At 44.8% G+C, this 22003-nt stretch carries 14 protein-coding genes; all 14 read right to left on the bottom strand.

The window, feature by feature from the left end; genetic code table 11:
- Window positions 1–68: 68 nt before the first annotated feature.
- Window positions 69–1019, bottom strand: coding sequence for a carbamate kinase (arcC, locus tag DESACI_RS09795; protein WP_014827032.1), 951 nt, complete (start codon window positions 1017–1019; stop codon window positions 69–71).
- 2 nt (window positions 1020–1021) lie between these two features.
- A complete protein-coding gene (locus tag DESACI_RS09790; protein ID WP_014827031.1) occupies window positions 1022–2026 on the bottom strand; it encodes an ornithine carbamoyltransferase in 1005 nt (334 codons plus the stop codon).
- 92 nt (window positions 2027–2118) lie between these two features.
- Entirely contained in the window at window positions 2119–3366 is a 1248-nt protein-coding gene (locus tag DESACI_RS09785) for a YgeY family selenium metabolism-linked hydrolase (RefSeq protein ID WP_014827030.1), read from the bottom strand.
- 335 nt (window positions 3367–3701) lie between these two features.
- A complete protein-coding gene (locus DESACI_RS09780; RefSeq protein ID WP_014827029.1) occupies window positions 3702–5465 on the bottom strand; it encodes a sigma-54-dependent Fis family transcriptional regulator in 1764 nt (587 codons plus the stop codon).
- Window positions 5466–5868: 403 nt separating this feature from the next.
- Window positions 5869–7092, bottom strand: coding sequence for a diaminopropionate ammonia-lyase (dpaL, locus tag DESACI_RS09775; protein ID WP_014827028.1), 1224 nt, complete (start codon window positions 7090–7092; stop codon window positions 5869–5871).
- 367 nt (window positions 7093–7459) lie between these two features.
- The gene (locus DESACI_RS09770; RefSeq protein WP_014827027.1) at window positions 7460–8941 is read right to left on the bottom strand and encodes a pyridoxal-phosphate dependent enzyme; all 1482 of its coding nucleotides are present in this window, start codon (window positions 8939–8941) and stop codon (window positions 7460–7462) included.
- A 195-nt stretch (window positions 8942–9136) separates the two neighbouring features.
- Complete coding sequence (gene thrC, locus DESACI_RS09765; RefSeq protein ID WP_014827026.1) at window positions 9137–10366, bottom strand: threonine synthase; 1230 nt, start codon at window positions 10364–10366, stop codon at window positions 9137–9139.
- Between the two features lie 10 nt (window positions 10367–10376).
- On the bottom strand, window positions 10377–11705 hold the full coding sequence (gene ssnA / locus DESACI_RS09760; RefSeq protein ID WP_041276409.1) for a putative aminohydrolase SsnA: 1329 nt from the start codon (window positions 11703–11705) through the stop codon (window positions 10377–10379).
- 37 nt (window positions 11706–11742) lie between these two features.
- Entirely contained in the window at window positions 11743–12951 is a 1209-nt protein-coding gene (gene preA / locus DESACI_RS09755) for an NAD-dependent dihydropyrimidine dehydrogenase subunit PreA (RefSeq protein WP_014827024.1), read from the bottom strand.
- A gap of 90 nt (window positions 12952–13041) precedes the next feature.
- Entirely contained in the window at window positions 13042–14394 is a 1353-nt protein-coding gene (locus DESACI_RS09750) for a nucleobase:cation symporter-2 family protein (protein WP_014827023.1), read from the bottom strand.
- A gap of 533 nt (window positions 14395–14927) precedes the next feature.
- Window positions 14928–17987, bottom strand: coding sequence for a putative selenate reductase subunit YgfK (gene ygfK / locus DESACI_RS09745; RefSeq protein ID WP_014827022.1), 3060 nt, complete (start codon window positions 17985–17987; stop codon window positions 14928–14930).
- Between the two features lie 6 nt (window positions 17988–17993).
- On the bottom strand, window positions 17994–18521 hold the full coding sequence (gene xdhC, locus DESACI_RS09740; protein WP_014827021.1) for a xanthine dehydrogenase subunit XdhC: 528 nt from the start codon (window positions 18519–18521) through the stop codon (window positions 17994–17996).
- Window positions 18514–19395, bottom strand: coding sequence for a xanthine dehydrogenase FAD-binding subunit XdhB (xdhB, locus tag DESACI_RS09735; RefSeq protein ID WP_014827020.1), 882 nt, complete (start codon window positions 19393–19395; stop codon window positions 18514–18516). The genes xdhC and xdhB overlap by 8 nt, the downstream gene beginning before the upstream one ends.
- Before the next feature lie 13 nt (window positions 19396–19408).
- Window positions 19409–21772: a xanthine dehydrogenase molybdenum-binding subunit XdhA gene (gene xdhA / locus DESACI_RS09730; RefSeq protein ID WP_014827019.1), complete on the bottom strand. Its 2364-nt coding sequence runs from the start codon at window positions 21770–21772 to the stop codon at window positions 19409–19411.
- Window positions 21773–22003: the final 231 nt, after the last annotated feature.

Genomic DNA, 22003 nt, shown 5'->3' with positions numbered 1-22003 from the left:
AAAATCTTACATTTGAATTGTTGATACCTAAACTAATGTTACTTAATTCCAAAATTGATGAGATAAAATTACGGATAAACATGAGTGCCGGTCTTTCCGGCTACAGCATCTTCCAGAGATTCAGGATTCGTGATGATCGCTTCTTTTCCGCCATTCTCCAGGAATTTAATCACTGCCTGAACTTTCGGCAGCATGCTGCCGGGAGCAAAGTGATTTTCAGCCATATATTGCTTCAGTTCAGCCAGAGAAACCTTCGTTAAAGCTTTTTCCTCAGGTTTACCGTAGTTGAGATAAACCGTCGGCACTCCGGTTGAAATAATTAAGAGATCCGCATTAATGTCTGAGGCCAGAAGGCTTGAAGCAAAATCTTTGTCAATAACGGCATCGACACCCTGAAAAGAATTATCCTCTCGTTTCATAACCGGGATTCCGCCGCCTCCCACGCTCACAACACAATAGCCGGCACGAGCGAGTTGATTAATAACATCCTTTTCCACAATTTCTTGGGGAAGAGGAGACGGCACAACTCTGCGATATCCTCTTCCGGCATCCTCAACCAACACCCAGGAAGGGTTTGATTTTTTAATCATTTCAGCCTGCTCTTTGGAATAGAAGGAACCAATAGGTTTTGCCGGTTTTTGAAAAGCAGGATCATCGGGCGAAACCACCACCTGAGTCACAAGGGTCACTGCCGATTTCTTAATGCCTCTCTTTTTAAACTCGTTATCCATTGCCTGTTGAATTTGATAGCCAATGGCACCTTGAGTGTCCGCGCCGCAGCTCACTAAGGGCACCTGATGCATTGCAGCAACATCCGTAGCTATTTCTGATCTTCTCAGAATAAATCCAACTTGGGGGCCATTGCCATGAGTAATGATCACTTCGTATCCTTGCTCGATCATACCCGCAATGTGCTTAGCTGTTTCACAGACTGCTTGATATTGATCCTCAACGGATTCATGTCCTTTGTCCCGAATCAGAGAATTTCCACCGATAGCAACAACAGCTAATGTACTCACGTTTATTTGCCACCTACCAACAAGGTCATCACTGCTTTTGCTGTATGCAAGCGGTTCTCAGCAGCATCGTAAGCAATGGAGTGAGGTCCGTCAATGACTGAGTCTTCCACTTCGTTATTGCGGTCAGCCGGCAGAGCATGCATATACATAACATCTTTGCTAGCAGTTGCCATTTTAGCTTCCGTGCACTTCCAGCTCTTATTGGCAATTAAAGCATCATCAATAACCTTGCTGGCACCGGTTTCCGTAGCACCTGTTTGGTCGGTAACCCAGTTTCCCCAGCTCTTAGGAATCACAATATCGGCATCTTTATAGGCGGCTGCCTCATCGTGAGTAATTGTCAAAGTGCCGCCATGCTTCTCAGCGTTAGCTCTGGCTTGTTCAATAACCCATTCAGGTAGTTCCCAACCCTTAGGATAAGCCAACCAAACATCCATACCATAACGCGGGAAGAGGAGGACTTGAGTAACAGGTACGGAAATGGGTTTTTTATGACTTTCAGCATAAGCCCAAATAATAGAAATCTTTTTGCGGCGTAAATCTGGAAGTTTCTCTTTAATAGTCATCAAGTCAGCCAGACCTTGGAAAGGATGATAGAGGTCACATTGCAAGTTCATAATGGGCGCGGAAGACCAGCGAGCCATTTCGTTCAAATAGGCATTTCCTCTGCCCCAGTTGCAGTAACGGCAGGCAATCATATGTCCAAAGCGTGAGAGAATAATTGCCGTATCTTTTGCTGTCTCACCATGAGCAACCTGCATGGTACTGGAATCTAAGAAACCGGCATGTCCGCCTAATTGAGCCATCCCAGCTTCCATGGAGTTTCGGGTCCGAGTGGATTGTTCAAAGAACATTAAGAAACCGGTTTTATTGGTAAGATAAGGGGTATCTTCACCCATGGCAAATTTCCGCTTAAGGTCCATCGAGACTTCAAGCATGGTGTCAATTTCTTCTCTTGTAAAGTCCTCTAAGTTAATGAAATGTCTTCCTCTGAATACCGTGTTCATAGTTTTGCTTCCTCCTAATATTTACTTCATTTATGAAAAGGTATGGGTTAAGAAGTTCCTGCCAGGAATTGTTACATTAGTACGATACTAAATTATAGTTTCATTAAATTTTCTGTCGCACTCGGCATGGAATCAACATACTTCCGGATATAGAGGCTTGGAATGACAGCATACATAGCAGCGCAATCTACAAGTTCTTTTTTCCAAGTGCGTTCATTCGGGGCATGAGCTTGGTCCTCATGACCAGGCCCGAATCCAATGCAAGGAATTCCATAACGACCCATGATGGACACACCGTTAGTAGAGAAGGTCCATTTATCAACCACAGGATCTTTGCCAAATAATCCTTTATAAGAGTCTTCCAAAGTAGCGCTCACCGGATGTCCGGCTTCGATTAACCAGGTTGGGAAATAGGATTCTGTCGGATAAACGAGATTGGTATAGGACGGTCTTTCATAAGTATACATACTCACTTCGGCATTAGCTGCTTTAACGGAAGGGAGATTTCTGATTTGTTGCAGAGCAAATTCCCAAGATTCTCCGGCGGTTAAGCGACGGTCTACAGATATCCAACAGCTATCGGCTACGGCACAGCGTGAAGGTGAGGTATGGAAGATTTCCGAAACCGTTAAACTGCCCTTTCCTAAGAAAGGATGATCTTGCAAGTTCTCATGTAAACTGCGCAGCTCAATTAGAATCGGAGCCATTTTATAAATAGCATTATCTCCTCGTTCTGGAGCCGACCCATGGCAGCTGACGCCTTTCGTCATGACTTTAATTTCCATCCGGCCACGGTGCCCGCGATAAATCTTGCCATCGGTTGGTTCTGTTATTACCACGAATTCGGGGACAACCTTATCTTCCTTAATAATATACTGCCAGCATAACCCGTCACAGTCTTCTTCCTGTACGGAGCCCACGACCACTAAAGTAAATTCATCTTCCAAACCAAGATCTTTGATGATCTTACCGGCATAAACCATCGAGGCCATACCGCCGGTTTGGTCCGAAGCCCCACGGCCGATAATGATTTCTTCATCTTCATATCCTTGATAAGGATCATATTTCCAAAGTCCGGGATCACCAACGCCTACAGTATCAATGTGTGCATCCATAGCAATCAGGTGCTTGCCATGGCCGATATAACCAAGAACATTACCCATCGGGTCAATATCTACTCGATCAAACCCTACTTTAACCATTTCTTCCTTAATTCTTAAAACGACATCTTTTTCTTGACAGCTCTCGCTTGGTATAGCGATAAGATCACGTAAGAAACGGCTCATTTCAGGTTCATACTTTTTGGCCAATTCCAGAACTTTTGCAAAATCGGTATCCAAAATAAATTCCCCTTTCGACGTTTGGATTGGTGATTTTCGATCATCATATGGATATTATGATCGTTCCTATAGGGATTAATGCAAGAATCATGCCAAAGATTGTTGTCTTATCCAGTTTAAGTTTTGGCTATAATTTTGATCATCATGGAAACATCCAAAAGGTCTGCTCAGGCAGATTCTCAAGATGAGACTTACAATTAATAGGTTACTCTTTCGAAATCTCTCGAAGGTTGTCGTAAGCGGAGTTCAGACTTTATGTCTCATTTTGATACAAACGTCAAAGATTGAGACACTTCATGACTTCCATAACATGCTGCAACATACTGCCACCGAACTTAATAAAAGGTTTTATTTTCTCCGATTTGATACTCCTTGATCTTTCGATAGAGGGTAGCCCTGCTGATCCCCAGTAAATTGGCGGCATCTTCTTTATGGCCTGCTTTTTCGGCGATAGTCAAGGCTTTCGTAATAGACTCCCTCTCAAGTTGCTTTAAGTTCAAGGAGACACTTTTGGGTTCAGATCTGAAGCCTTCCTTGATCCGTTGGGGCAGATTTTCGATGGTAATCATGTCTCCCACAACCATGGTAACGCAATATTCTATCACGTTACCCAATTCCCGGACATTGCCTGGCCAAGCATACTGGGTTAATTTTGTCATAACTTCAGGAGTTATGCCTTTCACCGCTTTTTCCGTAACCGACGAGTAATAATCTAAATAAAATTGAATCAAAACCGGAATATCCTCTTCTCGTTCCCGCAGAGGAGGAATCATCAAGGGAATAACATTAAGCCGATAATAGAGATCTTCTCGGAATTCTCCGGTTTTCACCATTTCGTCCAGATCACGGTGAGTTGCGGCGATTACTCGTACATCTAAGGGAATAGAGCGTGTACTTCCGATTCGTTCAACTCTGCGTTCCTGTAAGACTCTTAGAATCTTGACCTGTAAGTGCAAAGGCATGTCGCCGATTTCATCTAAAAAAATAGTTCCATTATGGGCCAATTCGAACTTACCCATCTTGCCGCCCCGTCGTGCACCGGTAAAGGAACCTTCTTCATAGCCGAATAATTCGCTTTCCAATAAGTTTTCGGGAATTGCTCCGCAATTAATGGCAATAAAAGAGTGCGCTTTTCGATTACTGCTCTGGTGAATGGCTCGGGCCAACAATTCTTTCCCAGTCCCACTTTCCCCTTGAATCAGTAAGGTAGCCTTACTGGGAGCTACATGCAACGCCATGGTCTTAAGTTCATTCATCTTCTCTGAGTTGCCAATAATCTGGGAAAAATGAGTTTCGATTTCACTCACGGTGGCCTCTTTAACTAACTTCTTGATTTGCTGAATATCCTTAATGGTGATAACGGCACCTTCAATGGCATCATTATTCTTAATGGGAACAGCATCACAATAAAGCTGAGTGGCAACACGCTTCCCTCTTATTGGACCGGAAAACTGTTCGCCCCGTTCCACTGCCAGCCACAATTTCTTATCTTCTAATAACTGGTACAGCTCTATTTCCTGGTTCGCATCAATATCCAATAACTTTCCAGCATGGGTATTAAAATGAGTGACCTGCTTTTGATCGTTGATCAATAAAATTCCGTCAGGCAGCAAATTTAGAACGGTAAGCAACTGACTTGTCAATAGCTCACGCTCACGGTTTTGATGACTTTCAACCACTTTCCCAACAAGAAGCTCCGACATTTTTTCCAAAAAACGCAAAAGTGATTGTTTATTATCTATGAGACGCTTCGTTTGCTCCTCATCGAAACTCACCAGCCCTATTACGCCAATGATTTGCTCATCAGCGCGGATAGGAATGGCAACTTCGGCAAACTCAAGACAATTCCCCCGGCAAGGACAAGGCTTGCAAAGTTCATTGTAACCGGGATTGTCAATAATCACGGGTTCTCCGGTCTTCATAACATGGCGGTAAACAAAGCCATCATTCATAGGACTCCCGGAGCGCGCCTTATACTTCCCTGTTCCGGCTACCCGGATAAGGTCAAAATCAGCAATTTCGACCTCAATTTTTAAAGCTGCAGCAATGGCGTCTGCCGTTTGCTGTACTGTTGTTTTTATGTCACTCAGGTGATACATCTTAACACCTCAATAATTATTCACAAATTATCTGCCACTTATATTATATACGAGTTTTTGTCTCATTTCGAGACTTGACGATAAATGGCTCAAAATAAGACTTTATAGCAATCGATTTTAATATTATTCATCAAAGCATATGAGTTTATAGCGAATTTGTTCAACAAAAGCTGAACCTAGGGAATTCATTTGGGAACTCTAATCTCACCAAAGAAAGTTATCACCACTTTTTGAATTTGACTCTTTGTTAGATGGAGCAAATTTATAATTACCAATAATTACCCAAACTAACCTTCAATAAACTTTGAGTATACTTTAAGAATTACCCTGAAACTAAAGAAGGGAGCACACTTTCATCTTCCCTTGTGCTCCCGATTTTTATGAACTCATACTTGAGAATGGGTTAGCGCCCCGTTGAAGGCAGTTCTCCATCCCAGACAATGCTGAGATACTTATAAGGATCGGTATTTCCTTCCGTATTAAAGATAAGAATTTGTGATTGATCATTGATGTTTAACTGTTCCCGGGCAGATTTAAAGGCTTTGTCCTTTAAAAATGAGTTTAACAGTCCTGCAGTCACCGCGCCTGACTCTCCCGAAATAACCCTGGGGTCTCCCAGCAAAGGATTGGCCAAAACGCGCATTCCCCGTGCCGCAACCCAGTCCGGAGCAGAAACAAACAACTGGCTGTAATCTTTTAAAATATTCCAGCCAATGAGATTGGGTTCACCACAGGCCAGTCCCGCCATAATCGTCGACATGTCTCCGCCCACGACTCTTGGCCGGCCATCTCCGGCCAGAGCTGATTTATAGAGACAATCCGCTTTATTTGCTTCAACCACGACTGTCTTGGGGCGCTCCTCCTGAAACAGAGAGGCAAAATATCCCTGTACAGATCCGGCCAAAGCTCCAACTCCTGCTTGCACGAAAATATGAGTGGGTTTCTCGACACCTAGGTTATTTAGCTCTTCCAGCGCTTCCGCCGACATTGTGCCATAGCCCTGCATGATCCAGCTTGGGATTTCCTCATAACCTTCCCACGATGTATCCTGCACAACCACCCAGCCATTTTTTTCTGCTTTTTCAGCCGTCATGCGTACCGCATCATCATAATTCAAATCCGTGATGGAGGCTTCCGCACCCTCTTCTCTGATTTTTTCTAAACGAAACTGCGAAGATCCCTTCGGCATATAGACTACAGACTTTTGTCCTAATTGACGAGCGGTCCAGGCAATTCCCCGCCCATGATTTCCATCCGTCGTCGTTGCAAACGTTATGTCGCCCAATTGTTTCTTAATTTCCGGAGAAGTGAGAACTTTATAAGGAAGTTCGCTGATATCTTTATTGAGCCTTTGGGCCAGATACCTCCCAATAGCATAAGAGCCACCCAAAGCCTTAAAAGCATTTAACCCAAATCGAAACGATTCGTCCTTAACATAAATGCCCCTAACCCCATAATTTGAAGCCAAATTTTTTAACGAGCGCAGCGGTGTAGCCTGATAATCCGGAAACGTCGCATGAAATTTTCTCGCTTTATCTATTTCATCTTTGCTGAAGAGATCAGTTGAAGCACCTTGCTTAAAAGCTTTTAACATATTATTTTTTACCCATTTAATTTCGTCACTCATTACTATCGCTCCTATTTAAATTGATTTAAAACCAGAAATATCTCATGCAATTATCATGCCAACCAACGATGTCAGGGGGACGGTCCTTTTGACACATTTTTTTAAGTGCACAAAGGAGAGTGCAAAAGGGACGGTCTTCTTGACACATTATGCCACCTTAAAGATGCTGCCAAAGACCTAAAAGTTCCATCCTCCTGAAAAAAAATTTGGTGATATTATCTTTTTTGATAATATCACCAAAACAAAGGCTTGGAAATCGTGCGCTGACAGGGCCGGAGGGAAGGTCCTACCGCAGACGTGCTGAGGGGACGCCTCGGAAGAGAGTCAGAAAGTGTGTCAGAAGGACCGTCCCCCTGACACACCCTGGTTATTCGGCCAGGCCGGTTCTTTCGTTAAATTGTTCGATGAGTTTGTCTAATTCAGGTCCCATTTGATGCAGTCTGCCCCAATAATTATCATAGTCGTACCATTGGGCATTCAGTTCATCTAAATCATACATTTGTTGCTCAATCCAAGTGTAGTATTTGAGGTTGTGGATACGTTTTTTGCTTTGGTAGGTTAATTCCTCCATACTGTCTGTTCTGACACCCAGGACATTGCGATTATGGTCGATAGCTGCGTGAATCAGGCTGTATTCTTGGCCCCGTTCTTCTTCCATTTCTTTTAAGCGAGATTGATACATCTCAGCCGAGTCGGTCAGGACGGTCATGACAATATCGTCTTCGGTTAATTCGTAGTATTTTGCGAATTTGATGGCCGATAAGATATTAGCCGCCCCGGAAATTCCAACCCAAGGAAGTTTAGCAATCACTTCTTCGGAGACACCTTGCTCTTTCAAATATGATTGTCCGGCAGGTTCGTTAAAGAGCCGGAACAATCCCAAACTGTCATTATCATCGATGGCAATTACCATATCCGTATTCTTAACATTATGAATCCAAGGAATATGTTTATCCCCGATTCCTTCAATTCTGTGATCACCAAAGCCATTATTAAGTAAGGTCGGGCACTGAAGAGCTTCCCCGACAGCCAACTTGGCCTTCGGATACTGGTCTTTCAAGTAATCCCCGCAGCCCAAGGTCCCTGCCGAACCGGATGTTAAACATACTCCGGCGAGTCTACCTCTGGAACCGGACTCAGCTTTAATAATCTCCTGCATGGCGTTTCCGGTGACTTCATAGTGCCAGAGATGATTGCCCAATTCTCCAAACTGGTTGAAAATCACTACATTATCACGGGTCCTTCTCAGTTCCCATGTCTTGTCATAGATTTCCTTAACATTGCTTTCGCAGCCAGGAGTAGCAATGATTTCACCGGCTACTGTTTTCAGCCATTCAAAACGCTCTCTGCTCATGTTCTCCGGCAAAATGGCGATGGACTTGCATCCCAACAGAGCTGAATTATAGGCCCCGCCGCGGCAATAGTTCCCGGTAGATGGCCAGACAGCTTCATGATATTTCGGATCAAATTGACCCGTTACTAAGCGCGGAACTAAACAGGCAAAGCTCGCCCCAACCTTATGTGCTCCCGTGGGAAAATATTTGCCTGCCATAGCGATAACTCTTGCTTTGACCCCAGAAATTGCTGAGGGAATTTCCAAATAGTTTGGGAGAGAATTATAAAGTCCGCCTTCTTTGACAGGCTCATTTTTCCAGGAAATTCGAAACAAGTTAATTGGGTCAACATCCCATAATCCAGTCTTTTTCAGCTTTTCTTTAACCTTAGCCGGAACTTTATTGGGGTCTTTCATCTGAGCCAAGGTCGGAATCAAAATGTTTCTTTCTTTTACACTCTGGGCTGTTTTGGCAAGCTGCTCCTCATTAACCGTTAAATCAATCAAGTTTTTCATGTTTTTCCTCCTTTATGGTAGCGAATTAGAACCTTTGCCATGGATTTTTCTGGTTGGGTCTATAAATGTAACGATTCAATACTGTAATGCTTCTACAACGTCATAATTCTATATCGTCACAGCACTGCAACTTCCATTATTCCGTAATATCATAGTTTTTAACCTATTGTAACAGTTATAATCCTGAAAATCCGGCTATAGTTTCCCCATAAGTTCTTCGATAGAAGGCTCCACTTTTATAGGTTCACCCACTGCCGCAATAGCGTTTTTCACATCTTTTAAGCCATTTCCCGTGACGATTGCTACGACCTTATCGTCGGCTCCAATGACCCCCCGTTTAACCAGAGCTTTAAGTCCTGCCATTCCCGTTACCCCTGCCGGTTCACCGAAAATCCCGCTGGTCCTGCCCAGTTCACGCATAGCTTCCAGGATTTCCTCGTCAGGTACGGCAATCATAGTTCCTCCTGATTCCCGCACCGCCCGCAACGCTTTATCCGGGTTTCGAGGCACACCAACAGCAATACTGTCAGCTAAGGTGTTCTCTTCCGCCGGCTTCCAGGGACGGTTTTCCAGGAAGGCATCAACGAGAGGGCAGCATCCTGTCGATTGAACCCCGACGATCTTGGGCAAACGTTCAATCCATCCGGCTTGGTATAAATCTTTGAAGCCCTTCCATACCCCGGCAATGGTGCATCCATCACCGACGGAAAGCACAACCCAATCCGGGACATCCCACTGAAACTGCTCGGCGATTTCCAGGGCTACCGTTTTTTTACCTTCCACCAGATAAGGGTTTATGGCCGCATTGCGGTTATACCAACCAAAACGCTTGATAGCTTCGGCGGACAGCATGAAGGTATCCTCATAAGAACCATGAACACTAATTACCTTTGCCCCAAAGATCAACAATTGAGCCACTTTCCCCTGGGGAGCGCGGCTGGGTACAAAAATTACACTTTTCAAGCCCATGGCCGCGGCACTTCCGGCTAAGGATGAAGCGGCATTCCCCGTGGAAGAACAAGCCACGGTGGCTGCGTTTTCCTCCACTGCCTTGACAACAGCTATAATGGAAGCCCGGTCCTTTAATGACGCTGTCGGATTCTGCCCATCATCTTTGATATACAGGTTGCTCATCCCTAAATGCTTGCCTAGACCGGGAGGCTTATACAAAGGGCTCCAGCCCACCCTCAGATGGGGCCGGGGAGTTTCCGAGCGAATGGGAAGAAAGGGCAAATAGCGAAAGATTGAGTAATCTTTAGATTGAGATAATTTTTCCCGGGTTGTTTGCCGGTTTATAGCTGAATAATCATAGATAACATCCATAATTCCTGCCTTCGAACCGCAGGTCGGGCAGGTATAAACTCCCGGTTCAGCCGCCAGTTCCTTACCGCACTGAATACAGCGCAATCCCAACACATTCTCCATGACAGTCACCTCAAATCCTATTCCAAATTGCCTGTGCCAGCTCTCGTGAACGAGCACAAATGGCTTGCTCATCAATATCCACAAGGACTCTGTCGAGCATACGCAATTTGCCGTTGATAATCGTTGTTTCCACTTGATGCCCAGAAACACCAAAAAGAAGGTGCCCGCTCCAGTTAGTTTCAGCCAAGGGGGTTGGCGGGACATAATCCACAACAATCACATCTGCCCAGGCTCCCGGAGTGAGTTCGCCAAAGGTTCCGCCAAATAAATCAGAAGCGATCAAAGGGTTGTTGCCATAAAGCATTTGGGGAACTTCAGCCCAAGCCACACTTGGATTAGCCGCAGCATGTTTTTGCAGGACATTTTCCACTTTGGCGCTCTCAAACATATCACAGGTATACCCATCAGTACCTAAGCCAACACGAACTCCCTTCTCCAGCATTTTCAGAACCGGAGTCACGCCCACCGCATTCCCCATATTTGACTCGGGATTATGGACTACTTGAGTATTGGTAGACCTAAGCAGCTCAATCTCCTGATCATTGACGTGTACACAGTGAGCGGCAATGGTTTTTGGCCCAAGGATTCCGTACTTATGGAAACGTTCTACGACTCTCATGCCATGATTCTTCACGCAATCCTCCACGTCCTCAATTCCTTCGGCGACGTGAACATGAAACCCCGCTCTCAATCTCTTGGCTTCTTCATGGCACTGATTTAAAGTTTTGTCCGACAGTGTCAAAGATGCATGGAGTCCAAACAATCCAGCAACCATTGCATCAGGTTTTGCCTGACAAGCGGCAATAAAATCGGCATTTTCCCTTATCCCCTCTTGGGCAATCGATTCGCCGTCACGGTCTGAAACCTCGTAGCAGAACGCAGCACGCACTCCCATTTCTCTGGCGGCCTTTGCCAAGGTTGACAAGCTGCCTGTCACCGCATGTGGACTGGCATGATGATCAACAATAGTTGTGGTACCCGTTTTTATACACTCGATGAGCGGAGTTAATGCGCTATAGTAAACATCTTCCATGGACAATAACTTATCCAGTTTCCACCAAAGGCCTTCCAAAATATCACTAAAAGAACGCGGCGGTTTACTTTTGGCATCCATGCCCCTGGCAAAGGTACTATAGAGATGCATATGAGTATTTATTAAACCCGGCATAATCAATTTTCCATGGGAATCGATAAACCGAGCTTCCGGGAATCGAGCCTGCAGCTCTTGAGAGTCCCCAATCTCGAGGATTCTATTGTCCTGAATCAGCACACCGCCTACCGGAAGGACTCGATTACTTTTCCCTAAGGTTAATACTGTCCCATTGCCAATTAAAAGCATCACTTAATTCATCCTCTCATTTATAAAGTAGACTATCTCACCCCGTGAGAATAGTACGCTCACCTGCTAGCTTGCTTAGAGAAATCGCCTTACATGAACATATTGCCTGGCAAAGACCGCAGCCAATGCATTTTTTCAGATCAACCTGAGGGAATCCCTCATTCCAGAAAATAGCATCATGACCTCCTGTCCTGCAAACACGATAACAACCACCGCACTGATTGCATAAATCAACTTGAATATTGGAAACTACTTGAATTCCCCGTGGAAGATGAGAATGTCCAACCAGATAAGGCAAGGAGCGTCCAATGACATCTGTCAAATTTTGAAATGATTTTTCCTCCATCCACCCCTTTAATCCCGAGATCAACTCACGAATAATGCCAAAACCAAAACGTAAAACTGCTGTACAGAGCTGCAGAGAACTCGCCCCGAGAAGAAGAAATTCTGCGCCATCCTGCCAAGTGGTAATTCCACCGCTCGCTGCAATGTCAAGATTCAACTTTTGAGCAATTTCAGCAGTGCAGCGCAAAGCAATGGGTTTTAAGGCTGGTCCAGAAAGTCCTCCATATGTAGAAAGTCCCGCAATATTGGGATAGGGGATGAGTGTATCCAAGTCCACTCCGATAATACTTTTCAAAGTATTTAAAGCACAGACGCCTTCTGCTCCACCGCGTTCAACCGCGGTTGCAGTCGCTATGATATCCGAATCTTGTGCAGATAACTTCACAACGACAGGAACCTTTCCTGCAGCCTCCTTGACCCAACGAACAATCTCCTCAGTGCTTGAAGGTTCTTGAATTTTTGAACCTAAACCCCATTCCGCACCATGAGGAAAAGAAATGCTGCATTCCAGCAAATCCGCTCCCGCCTCAGCCATTCGGTAAGCTAACATTTGCCATTCTTCTTTTCGGTTGGCGATGATGCTAGGAATTACTGCCTTAGTCGGAAAAAGACGTTTCAAAAGACGAATATTTTCTTCAATCTGCTCAACAGAATGCTCAGAAATCAAGTCGATATTTTGCAGTCCGATAAAATCTTTAAGATGTTCCACCCTCATGACTAAGGGGAATACACGCCGAACAACATTGGAATCAACACTGACAGTTTTTAACACCGCCCCCGCCCAACCGGCTTCAAAAGCTTGTGTTAACTGATCTACTTTGTCCGTACTTGGCGAAGGGGCTAAAACAAAGGGGTTTTCTAGTTGAAATCCGCAAAAGTCCACTGTTAAATCAACCGACATTTTAAATTCCCCTTCTAACACCCATTATTATTCCTGAGTTTCGCAGGCGGGAAAGCAACGTCTACTTTCCCACCTGGTGTTATAAGCGTTTTATGCGTTCATACCTGCATTCTCAGCTAATTCTTTTTGGGTCTCTTCTCCACCCTTGCTCCCGTTAAACAGAGCATTGAGAATAACGGCCGCCATGGAACCTAAGGTAATACCACTGTGCAGAATTGTCTGACTCCAGTCAGGGAATAACTTAAAGAAATTTGGGTCTACGACGGGGATAACACCCAAGCCAATACTAATAGCCACAATAAAAATGTTATTGGGGTTTTTATCGTAATCAACTTTGGACAGGGTTTTGATTCCATTGGCAGCAACGATGCCAAACATTGCAATTCCCGCTCCGCCCAGTACTGCGTTCGGCAAGGAAGCAATAATCGTCGCTAACTTCGGGAAGAAACCCATAACCACTAAAATTGCTCCGGAAGTAGCTACTACAAAACGACTTTTCACCCCTGTCAGGCCAACTAGTCCAACATTCTGAGCAAAGGCAGTATATGGGAAGGCGTTTAAAATCCCGCCCAAGGTCGTAGCTAATCCGTCTGCCCGTAATCCGGCCGTAAGTTCCTTTTCACCAATAGGTTTTCCAACCATCACACCGATAGCCAAGAAATCCCCGGTTGACTCCACCATAACCACCAGCATCACGATAATCATGGCAATAATTGCTCCGATATCAAACTTCGGCATCCCAAAGGCAAAAGGATAATCGATTCCTAACCAAGCAGCCGAGGATACTCCTGAAAAATTCACAAGCCCTAAAGGCATAGCAATAATAAGACCGATAATTAATCCCAACAACACCGAAATATGAGCAATAAAACCCCGGAAGAACTTATTGATTAAAAGAATGGCAATAAGAACTATACCGGCAACTCCAATGTAGGTGAGATTTCCATAGTTCGGGTTTCCGGTGCCGCCGGCAGCCCAAGCAATACCCACCGGCAAGAGAGAAATACCAATGACTGTGATAACACTCCCAGTAACAATAGGAGGAAAGAAGCGGATCAGTTTACTAAAATAAGGCGCTAAGAGAAAGGTACATAAACCCGCTACGATGATTGCTCCGTAAATGGTCTCCATGCCTCCGGTTTTAGCAATAATGATCATCGGAGTCACGGCAGCAAAGGTAACGCCCTGGATAACAGGAATCTTGATGCCAATTTTCAAAATTCCTAAGGTTTGCAGCAAGGTAGCAATCCCACATGTGAACAGATCAGCATTAATCAAAAAAGCCGTTTGTGCTTTCGTTAAACCGGCTGCACCCGCAATAATCAAAGGCACCGCCACTGCCCCGGCATACATTGCCAGAACATGCTGTAATCCAAAAATAAATAGTTTGACTGCCGGCATCATCTCGTCAACAGGTGCAACGGAATGTTGTGTGTTGGCCATTATATTCCTCCTCATTGTTTGCAGCAGGATATCGCTAACTAAAAATCAGCACCTCCATCCCATCAAAGCCCCGAATCTTCCTGCCTTCATAAAATTCAAGGCATTCTTTCTTTTGTGATTCTTCAGAGTTATAAAATTAGCAAAATTCGTGCCAATTTGATAATACCTCGAATTATCCGACATTATCGTTCTCATTGAAAGTTTCCAGTTTTAATAGTTTATCAAAGTGATAAGTTTTAAGAATTATCAGCTAAATTTTATTACAAAAATCTTTATTCTTAGTCAAAATTCTAGATCATAAAGCGTATTCTATAAATGTCAAATTGATACGAATTTATCATATTGATAAATAATACTCTTCTAATCAATGGCTTTACCCAATTACCCGACAAGATTTCACCGGCATTTAAGTAATCTCAATATATTATCTGTGTAAAAAAAATTATTTACACTACAGAGGAGGCGGATTAATAAACATGAACTATATAAAGAGGCCTAACAATATGTTGACCTCTTTATATATGTCCCCAATACTAAACTTTATACAGATAAGGATACTGCTGAACAACTGTCCAAATAAAGGCAGCTAGAGATCTATCAATGGAAGCATTCGTATTGCCGGATTGGTCAAAAGCCACTTCCATAACTTCGCCCTTGAGCCTGAGCTTGACAATAAGTGCTGGGGCTTCTTGGAGAATGACAAAACCGGTATTTGCAGAATCTGCAAACTCCTTTTCACTCCAAAAGAGCGTCATCTTTACTTTATAGGGCGCATCATCATAAGGGCAGAAGGTTTCACAGTTGCCGCATTCGTTACACATGCCGTCAACATGGAGAATCTGGTTGCGGTTCGTCAATCCTTCACCTTCAACGGGGATCATTAAATTAGCGCGGTTCGGGCATACCTCGGAACAAATATTACAGAGATAATTACATTCCAGACAGCGCCCTGTTTCCTGCTCATCATCGTAAACCGGCTGCATAACTGCCTTTTTCGTCCGCACATCAAGCAATTGTTTTTCCTTATCAAAGGTAATCCGAGAGGCAAATTCCTGCTTGAATTCCAGTTGTTCTTTTTCAAGGATGGCCCTGGCCACTTTCGTTCCATGGGAAATCGCTCCAACTACGGTCCAAGGGCCAACGAGAGCATCTCCGCCAAGATAGACATTTTCAACATTCGTTTCCAACGTCTCATCATTGACCTTGATTTTCCCCTTTTCCCCTACCTCAATCCCGTTAGTCTTTAAGAGGTCATAATCAATCAGCTCACCAATAGCCGACAACACCGTATCAACCGGAAGATCTTCATAAACCCCTGTACAGGGCACAGGACTCCTTCGTCCGGAAGCATCCGCCGGTCCTAATTCCATGACTTGGCACTTAAGAACCCCGCCGCTCAAAGACACAGGCGTCAATAGTTCTTTAAAAATCACGCCATCCTTCTGAGCATAAGCTAATTCTTCCTCGTCAGCCGGCATGTAATCTTTCGTGCGGCGGTAGACAATATACACTTCTTTGACACCCTCAACACGTAGGGCAGCTCGAGCTGCATCCATGGCCGAATTACCGCCTCCGACCACAGCAACCTTTTTGCCCAGGTTCAAGCCCTTCCGATCCGTATTAAAGGCTTCTAAGAACGGAATTGCTCCTTTGACACGCTCTGTATCTCCTTGAATCTCCAAGGCATTTGTCCTGCCTGCACCAATGGCTAAAAAGACATACTCAAATCCTTTGGCCTTATAATCGGCCACCGAAATCTTCGGGGTGACCCCAAACTCAAATTTAACTCCCATGGACTCAATCAGTTCAATATCCTTCTTAATCGCTTCCCGCGATATTCTGAAGTCCGGAATAACAAATTCAACCGTTCCACCGGCTTTCTCCCGCTTATCAAAGACTGTAACATTCATACCTGCCTTAGCTAGAAAGTAAGCCGCCGAAAGTCCTGCCGGACCCGCTCCGATAACAGCCACACGAGCTTTTGACTTAGGCTGGACTTTAGAAATCTTTTGCATATAATCGGCAAAGCCTTTTTCGGCCGCCACAAGCTTTTGTCCACGGATGTGAACTGATTCGTCATAATCGAGACGCGTACACTTGGTCATACAAGTATGGGTGCAAATAGTCCCCGTGATAAAAGGCAGGGGATTCTTAGAGACAATGACATCAAAGGCTTCCTCATAGCGCTTTTCTCCCACAAGACGCAGGTATTCCGGAACATCCTGCTCGATTGGACAGCCATTCTCACAAGGCGCAATAAAGCAGTCCAAGAGGGGTAATTTAAGCGAAGTTTTGCGGCTAAGCATATCCCTGGACTCTTTGATATGATTAGCATCTTCAAAAGAACTGTCCGCCAAAGCCTTGAGCTTATCCAGATCCAAACGGCTCGATTCCTGATTATCCAACAACGGATCAAGAAGATCAGCCAATTGCTTAAATCGTTGGTAGCCACCCGGTTTAAGCAGGGTTGTGGCTACTGTAATCGGACGAATTCCTGTTGCGAAAATTCGGTCAACATTAAAAGCGTCTGCCCCGCCGGAATAGGAAATCTTTAGATCCCCCTTGTATTCCGAGGCAAGTTTATAAGCTAAATTGATAGTCAAAGGATAAAGAGAGCGCCCGGACATATACATTTCTTCCCCCGGCAGCTCATTCCGGGTGATTTTTACCGGCAGCGTATTGGAAAGTTTAACGCCAAAGTTTTTCTTATGCTCTGAGGCAAAGACTTTTAAACGCTTTAACATTCCCACGCCGTCGCTGAACTGCAAATCATGGGTGAAGGACGCTTCTTTTAGGTCTATATAATCGTATCCCATTTTGTCAAAGGTCTTGCGGACATAGTCATAGCCTAAAAGCGTGGGATTCATTTTTACAAAGGTATGAAGTTTCTTTTCGCTGATCAAATAGCGAATAATGGCCTCGATTTCTGCCGGAGGGCAGCCATGCATGGTGGATAAGGTAATAGAGTTGCAAATGTTCGGCGAAATCTGATCCACAAAGGCCTGATCCACATGTTGGAAAAGCCCCATCTCTTCCCGCAACACAGCCTGACATTCTTGGAAAATCTTTGTCTGGGAAGCGTCCTTTAAACCTTCAATGAATTCGTCCACTTTAGGCGATTGAATTCCTTTCAAATCATAACCAACACTCATATTAAACATAAAGCGCCGTTCACTTTGAGCAAAGAATTCCTTTTGGATAACGTACAGCAAAAACCATGCTTTGACATACTCTTCGAATGCGCCCATAATCGGAAGCTCTGTTGACCATTCCGTATTATAGCACTCGTCTTCCGCTGAAATACAAGGTTTGGCAATTTCCAGTTCATCCATGATCTGAACGGATTTAAGCTCGAAGAAACGACTTCCGCTCATATAGGAAGCGATAATGTTTTGAGCCAATTGAGAATGAGGTCCTGCAGCCGGTCCCACCGGAGTATCGATTGCTTCCCCGAACAGCTTCATATTGCGATCGTTTGCTTTCCGGAAGTACTTCTCTTCGGGAATGCCAAACACCATTCCGCTCTGCTTGTTTTCATCCATTACCCAATGAAGCAATTGTTTAAAGGGGATAAGGGCCATTTTATCGCTCATAGTCTATTATCTCTCCTTAGCTTTTTCTTGTTGTTGCTTGTAATGAGGACTGTCAACACAAGTACAAATGTGTCCTTCCAAAGACTTTTCAGCAGCTTTAAGGATATTCTGATACCCGGTGCAACGGCATAAATGCCCCGAAAGTTCCCGTTTGAGTTCATCGCGGGTGTAGTCTTTACCGCTTTCCGTCAAGGCTGTGGTCGTCAAAACAAGCCCGGGAGTGCAGAACCCGCATTGAACTGCGCCTTCCTCAATAAATGCTTTTTGGACTTTAGAGAGCTCCCCGTTCTTAGCCGCTACTCCTTCAATAGTCGTAATAGCTTTGCCGTCCGCCCAAACCGCTAAATAAATACAAGAATCATAAGGGGTTCCGTCAATCAACACACTGCAGGCTCCGCACTCACCGACGCCGCACCCTTGTTTGGCGCCGGTATACCCTAACTGATTTCTCAAAAGTTCCAGCAAAGACATACGGACATCGACGTCCAGGCTATATGATTTTCCATTGACCGTAAATGAAATCTTTTTAAACAAGTTCTACACCTCCCGCGTTGGCAATAGCTGTCTGCAAAGCCCTTTGGACCAGTTCCTCCACCAAATGTTCACGATACTCTTTGGAAGCTCTCCAAGAGGTTCGTGCCTTGGTTGAATTAAGAGCGAGCTTGCCGATTTCTCGAATCGTTTCCTGAGTTATTTTCTTCCCGCGGGCATATTCTTCCGCATCCGAACAACGCAGAGGTGTCGGGCCTGCAACGCCCAGTCCGATACGGATCTCACGGAAGCTGCCGGACTCCGGCCTGCAGAGAACCGCAACTCCAAGAGTAGCAATATCCATAGCTTCCCGCATGGCAAACTTTATATACTGCCCCCCAAACCCCTGATAATCTTCCGGATTAATAAGAATAGCCGTAAGGACTTCCCCGGGTTTTAAATCCACCTTGCCGGGTCCCAGATAGAATTCCTGAACGGGAATCACCCGTTCACCTTCGAGATTCTGCAATCTCAAGCGGGCATTCAGGGCAAACAAGGAGGAGGCACTGTCGGCAGAGGTTGCCCCGTTGCAAACATTGCCGCCGATCGTGGCAACGTTCCTGATCTGCGGCCCCCCCATAGAGATTGCCGCTTCCGTAAGGATAGGAACATGTTCCCGAATAATCCGGTCATTAAACACTTGAGTAAAGGTTGCCATGGGACCGATGGCAATAGTTCCGTTATCTAACTTTCGAATATCCGTTAATTCAGGGATCTTGCGAATACTCAATAATTCTGCCTCTTCAAGCTGCCCTCCGTGCATTTTGACAAGGACATCCGTGCCGCCGGCAATGATTTTAAGCTTTGGCTTCGCAGCTAAAAGCTCCAAAGCCTCGCGAAGGGTTTCCGCTTCGTAATATCCTAAAATATCGTACATTATTTCACCGCCTTTACAGTAATCCAGCTTTTTTCAAATGTTCAAAGACTCGTTGGGGATTCATCGGTATTCGATTAAAGGCAACACCTGTCGCATCTAAAACAGCATTGCGAATCGCCGGGGCAGGAGAAATAACCGGAGGTTCTCCTAATGCCTTTACCCCAAAGGGTCCGGTGGGATCTTCAATTTCCACAAAGGCAGCGCCAATGTCCGGTGTATCCATAATGGTAGGAAGTTTATAATCCAACAAATTATTATTTAAGGGTTTTCCCGTGGCTTCATCAAAGAGCAGTTGTTCCGACAAAGCATATCCTATCCCCATGCTCACACCGCCATGAACCTGTCCGGCAGCCAGTTGAGGATTGATAATTTTCCCCGAATCATGAACATTGTAGATTTCCAATATCTTAATTTTGCCTGTCTTAATATCGACTTCTACTTCAGCAAACGTTACACCAAAGGGCATGGCATTAATACGGGCATTATTAGAAACATCGCTGGTGATCGGCTGGGCGTTTACTCGATCATAGAAGGACTGCATGGCAACCTCCCAGAGCGGTATAACTGGTTCTCCCGAATGTTTATAGACAATCATCTGATCTTTAAGATCCAGAATATGAGCAGGTATATCAGTCATTTTCTGGCCGAATGCTAAGATTTTACCCTTAACCTCCAAAGCTGCCTTTTCAACAGCCATCCCGCTGACATAGGTTTGACGCGAGGCATAGGAACCTGTATCAAAAGGCGAAATATCTGTATCCTGTTGAGAAATCACATGAACCATCGACAGCGGGAGTCCTAGAATTTCCGCGGTCATCTGTGCGAAAACCGTGTCACTTCCTTGGCCTATTTCCGTAGCTCCAAGCTGAAGCTGGACTGACCCGTCTTGATTCAGAACGATTCGAGCGGCCGCTAACTCCAAAGCGACAGGATACGTCCCCGAAGCATAGCTGAAGCAAGCCATCCCCACACCGCGTCGAATATCTCCGTTTTGGTTTTTATAGTGTTCCTTCTTCTCATCCCAACGGATAAGTTCTTTACCTTTGTCAATACATTCGCGAATTCCGCAGCTCAAAACTTTATTTTTACTAAGGGGTTCAATATAACCCACATCTACTAAGTTTTTCCTGCGTACTTCGATAGGATCAAGCTTTAATTGCTTTGCGATATCCTCAATATGAGATTCAAAGGCATAAAAGATCTGGGGAGTTCCATAGCCGCGCATAGCACCGGCAACGGGCAAGTTTGTATAGACCGTAACAGGCGAGTATTTCATCGCCTTCACCGGGTAGAGATAACGAAACTTGCTGCCTCCGCTCCCTGCGATAGAACTTCCATGAGAGGCATAGGCTCCGGTATTTGATATCGCCGAAATCTCAATGGCATTCATCGTACCATCTTTGTTGACACCGGTTTTGATCTTGAATTTAAAGGCGTGACGTGTCCGTGTATCAACCATTCCTTCCTCCCGGGAAAGTTCCAGTTTAACCGGCCGGCCGCCAACGGCGAGAGTCATAGCCGCATTTAAGGGTTCGTAGCAAACATCTTGCTTATTGCCGAACCCGCCGCCGATATAAGGCTTGATAACCCGAACTCTCCCCCAAGGCAAACCTAAGGATTGAGCCACAATACGCCGTACAATCTGGGGAATCTGAGTGGAAGTCACTATATTAATCCGCCCATCGGCATCTACATAGGCATGAGACGTCTGAAGTTCAAGATGGCAGTGTTGAACAATACTCGTCTCATACTCTCCTTCGATCACATAATCCGATTCCTGCAGAGCTGCCTCCATGTCCCCCCGTTCAAAACCGCCGCCGGTAGAGAGAATATTTCCTTCACTTCCCTCGTGGATTAAAGGAGCTCCTTCACGCATGGCTGCTTCAGGTGAGGTCAAAGCCTCCAGTACTTCATATTCAACGCGAATCAATTTCAATGCTTTCGAAGCGATAATTGCATCCTCGGCAACGACTGCCGCAATGGCATCTCCTACATAGCGGGCTTTCTTAGCCAGAATATAGCGGTCCTCTTTATCCCGATGACCCGGGTCTAAAGAATAAGGATGACCTGCTGTGGCAAACAAGGGTAAATCCACCTCTTGTTCGTCATCCAGCACATCATTGGCTACCCCGGGTAAGGCCGTGGAAAATTTAATCCGCGGCAGATCTTTATAGGTTAGAACAGCCTCAACTCCCGGCAAAGCTTTCGCTTCACTGACGTCAATGGATTTAATAACGGCATGCGCATAAGGGCTATGTAGGATTTTTCCAACCAACATATTCCGTTCAGAAAAATCATCTGTATATTTGGCCTTGCCGGTTACTTTTGCAACAGCATCAACTCGATTGACGCTTTTACCAACAACATTGTAAGCCAATTCGTATCCCTCCATCCCAAATATTTATTTTAACTCTAAATACATCAGATCAGTTTCGGAAAACCTTGATATAGTGTATCTTTACCGACAAAGCAAAATAAAACTCATCTTTATTCTCTCCGTGCAAAATTTATGCCAAGTAGTGAAAAACTCCGAAAAATAGCATTTTTACGGAGTTTTCATTAAACAATATAAAATTGCAAAACGGTTTTTATCTCAAAATGATAGAAA

It is taken from the genome of Desulfosporosinus acidiphilus SJ4 (genome assembly GCF_000255115.2).
GTDB lineage: Bacteria > Bacillota > Desulfitobacteriia > Desulfitobacteriales > Desulfitobacteriaceae > Desulfosporosinus > Desulfosporosinus acidiphilus.
Note: the sequence above shows the minus strand (reverse complement) of the source record. Positions and strands in the feature narration are given on the sequence as shown.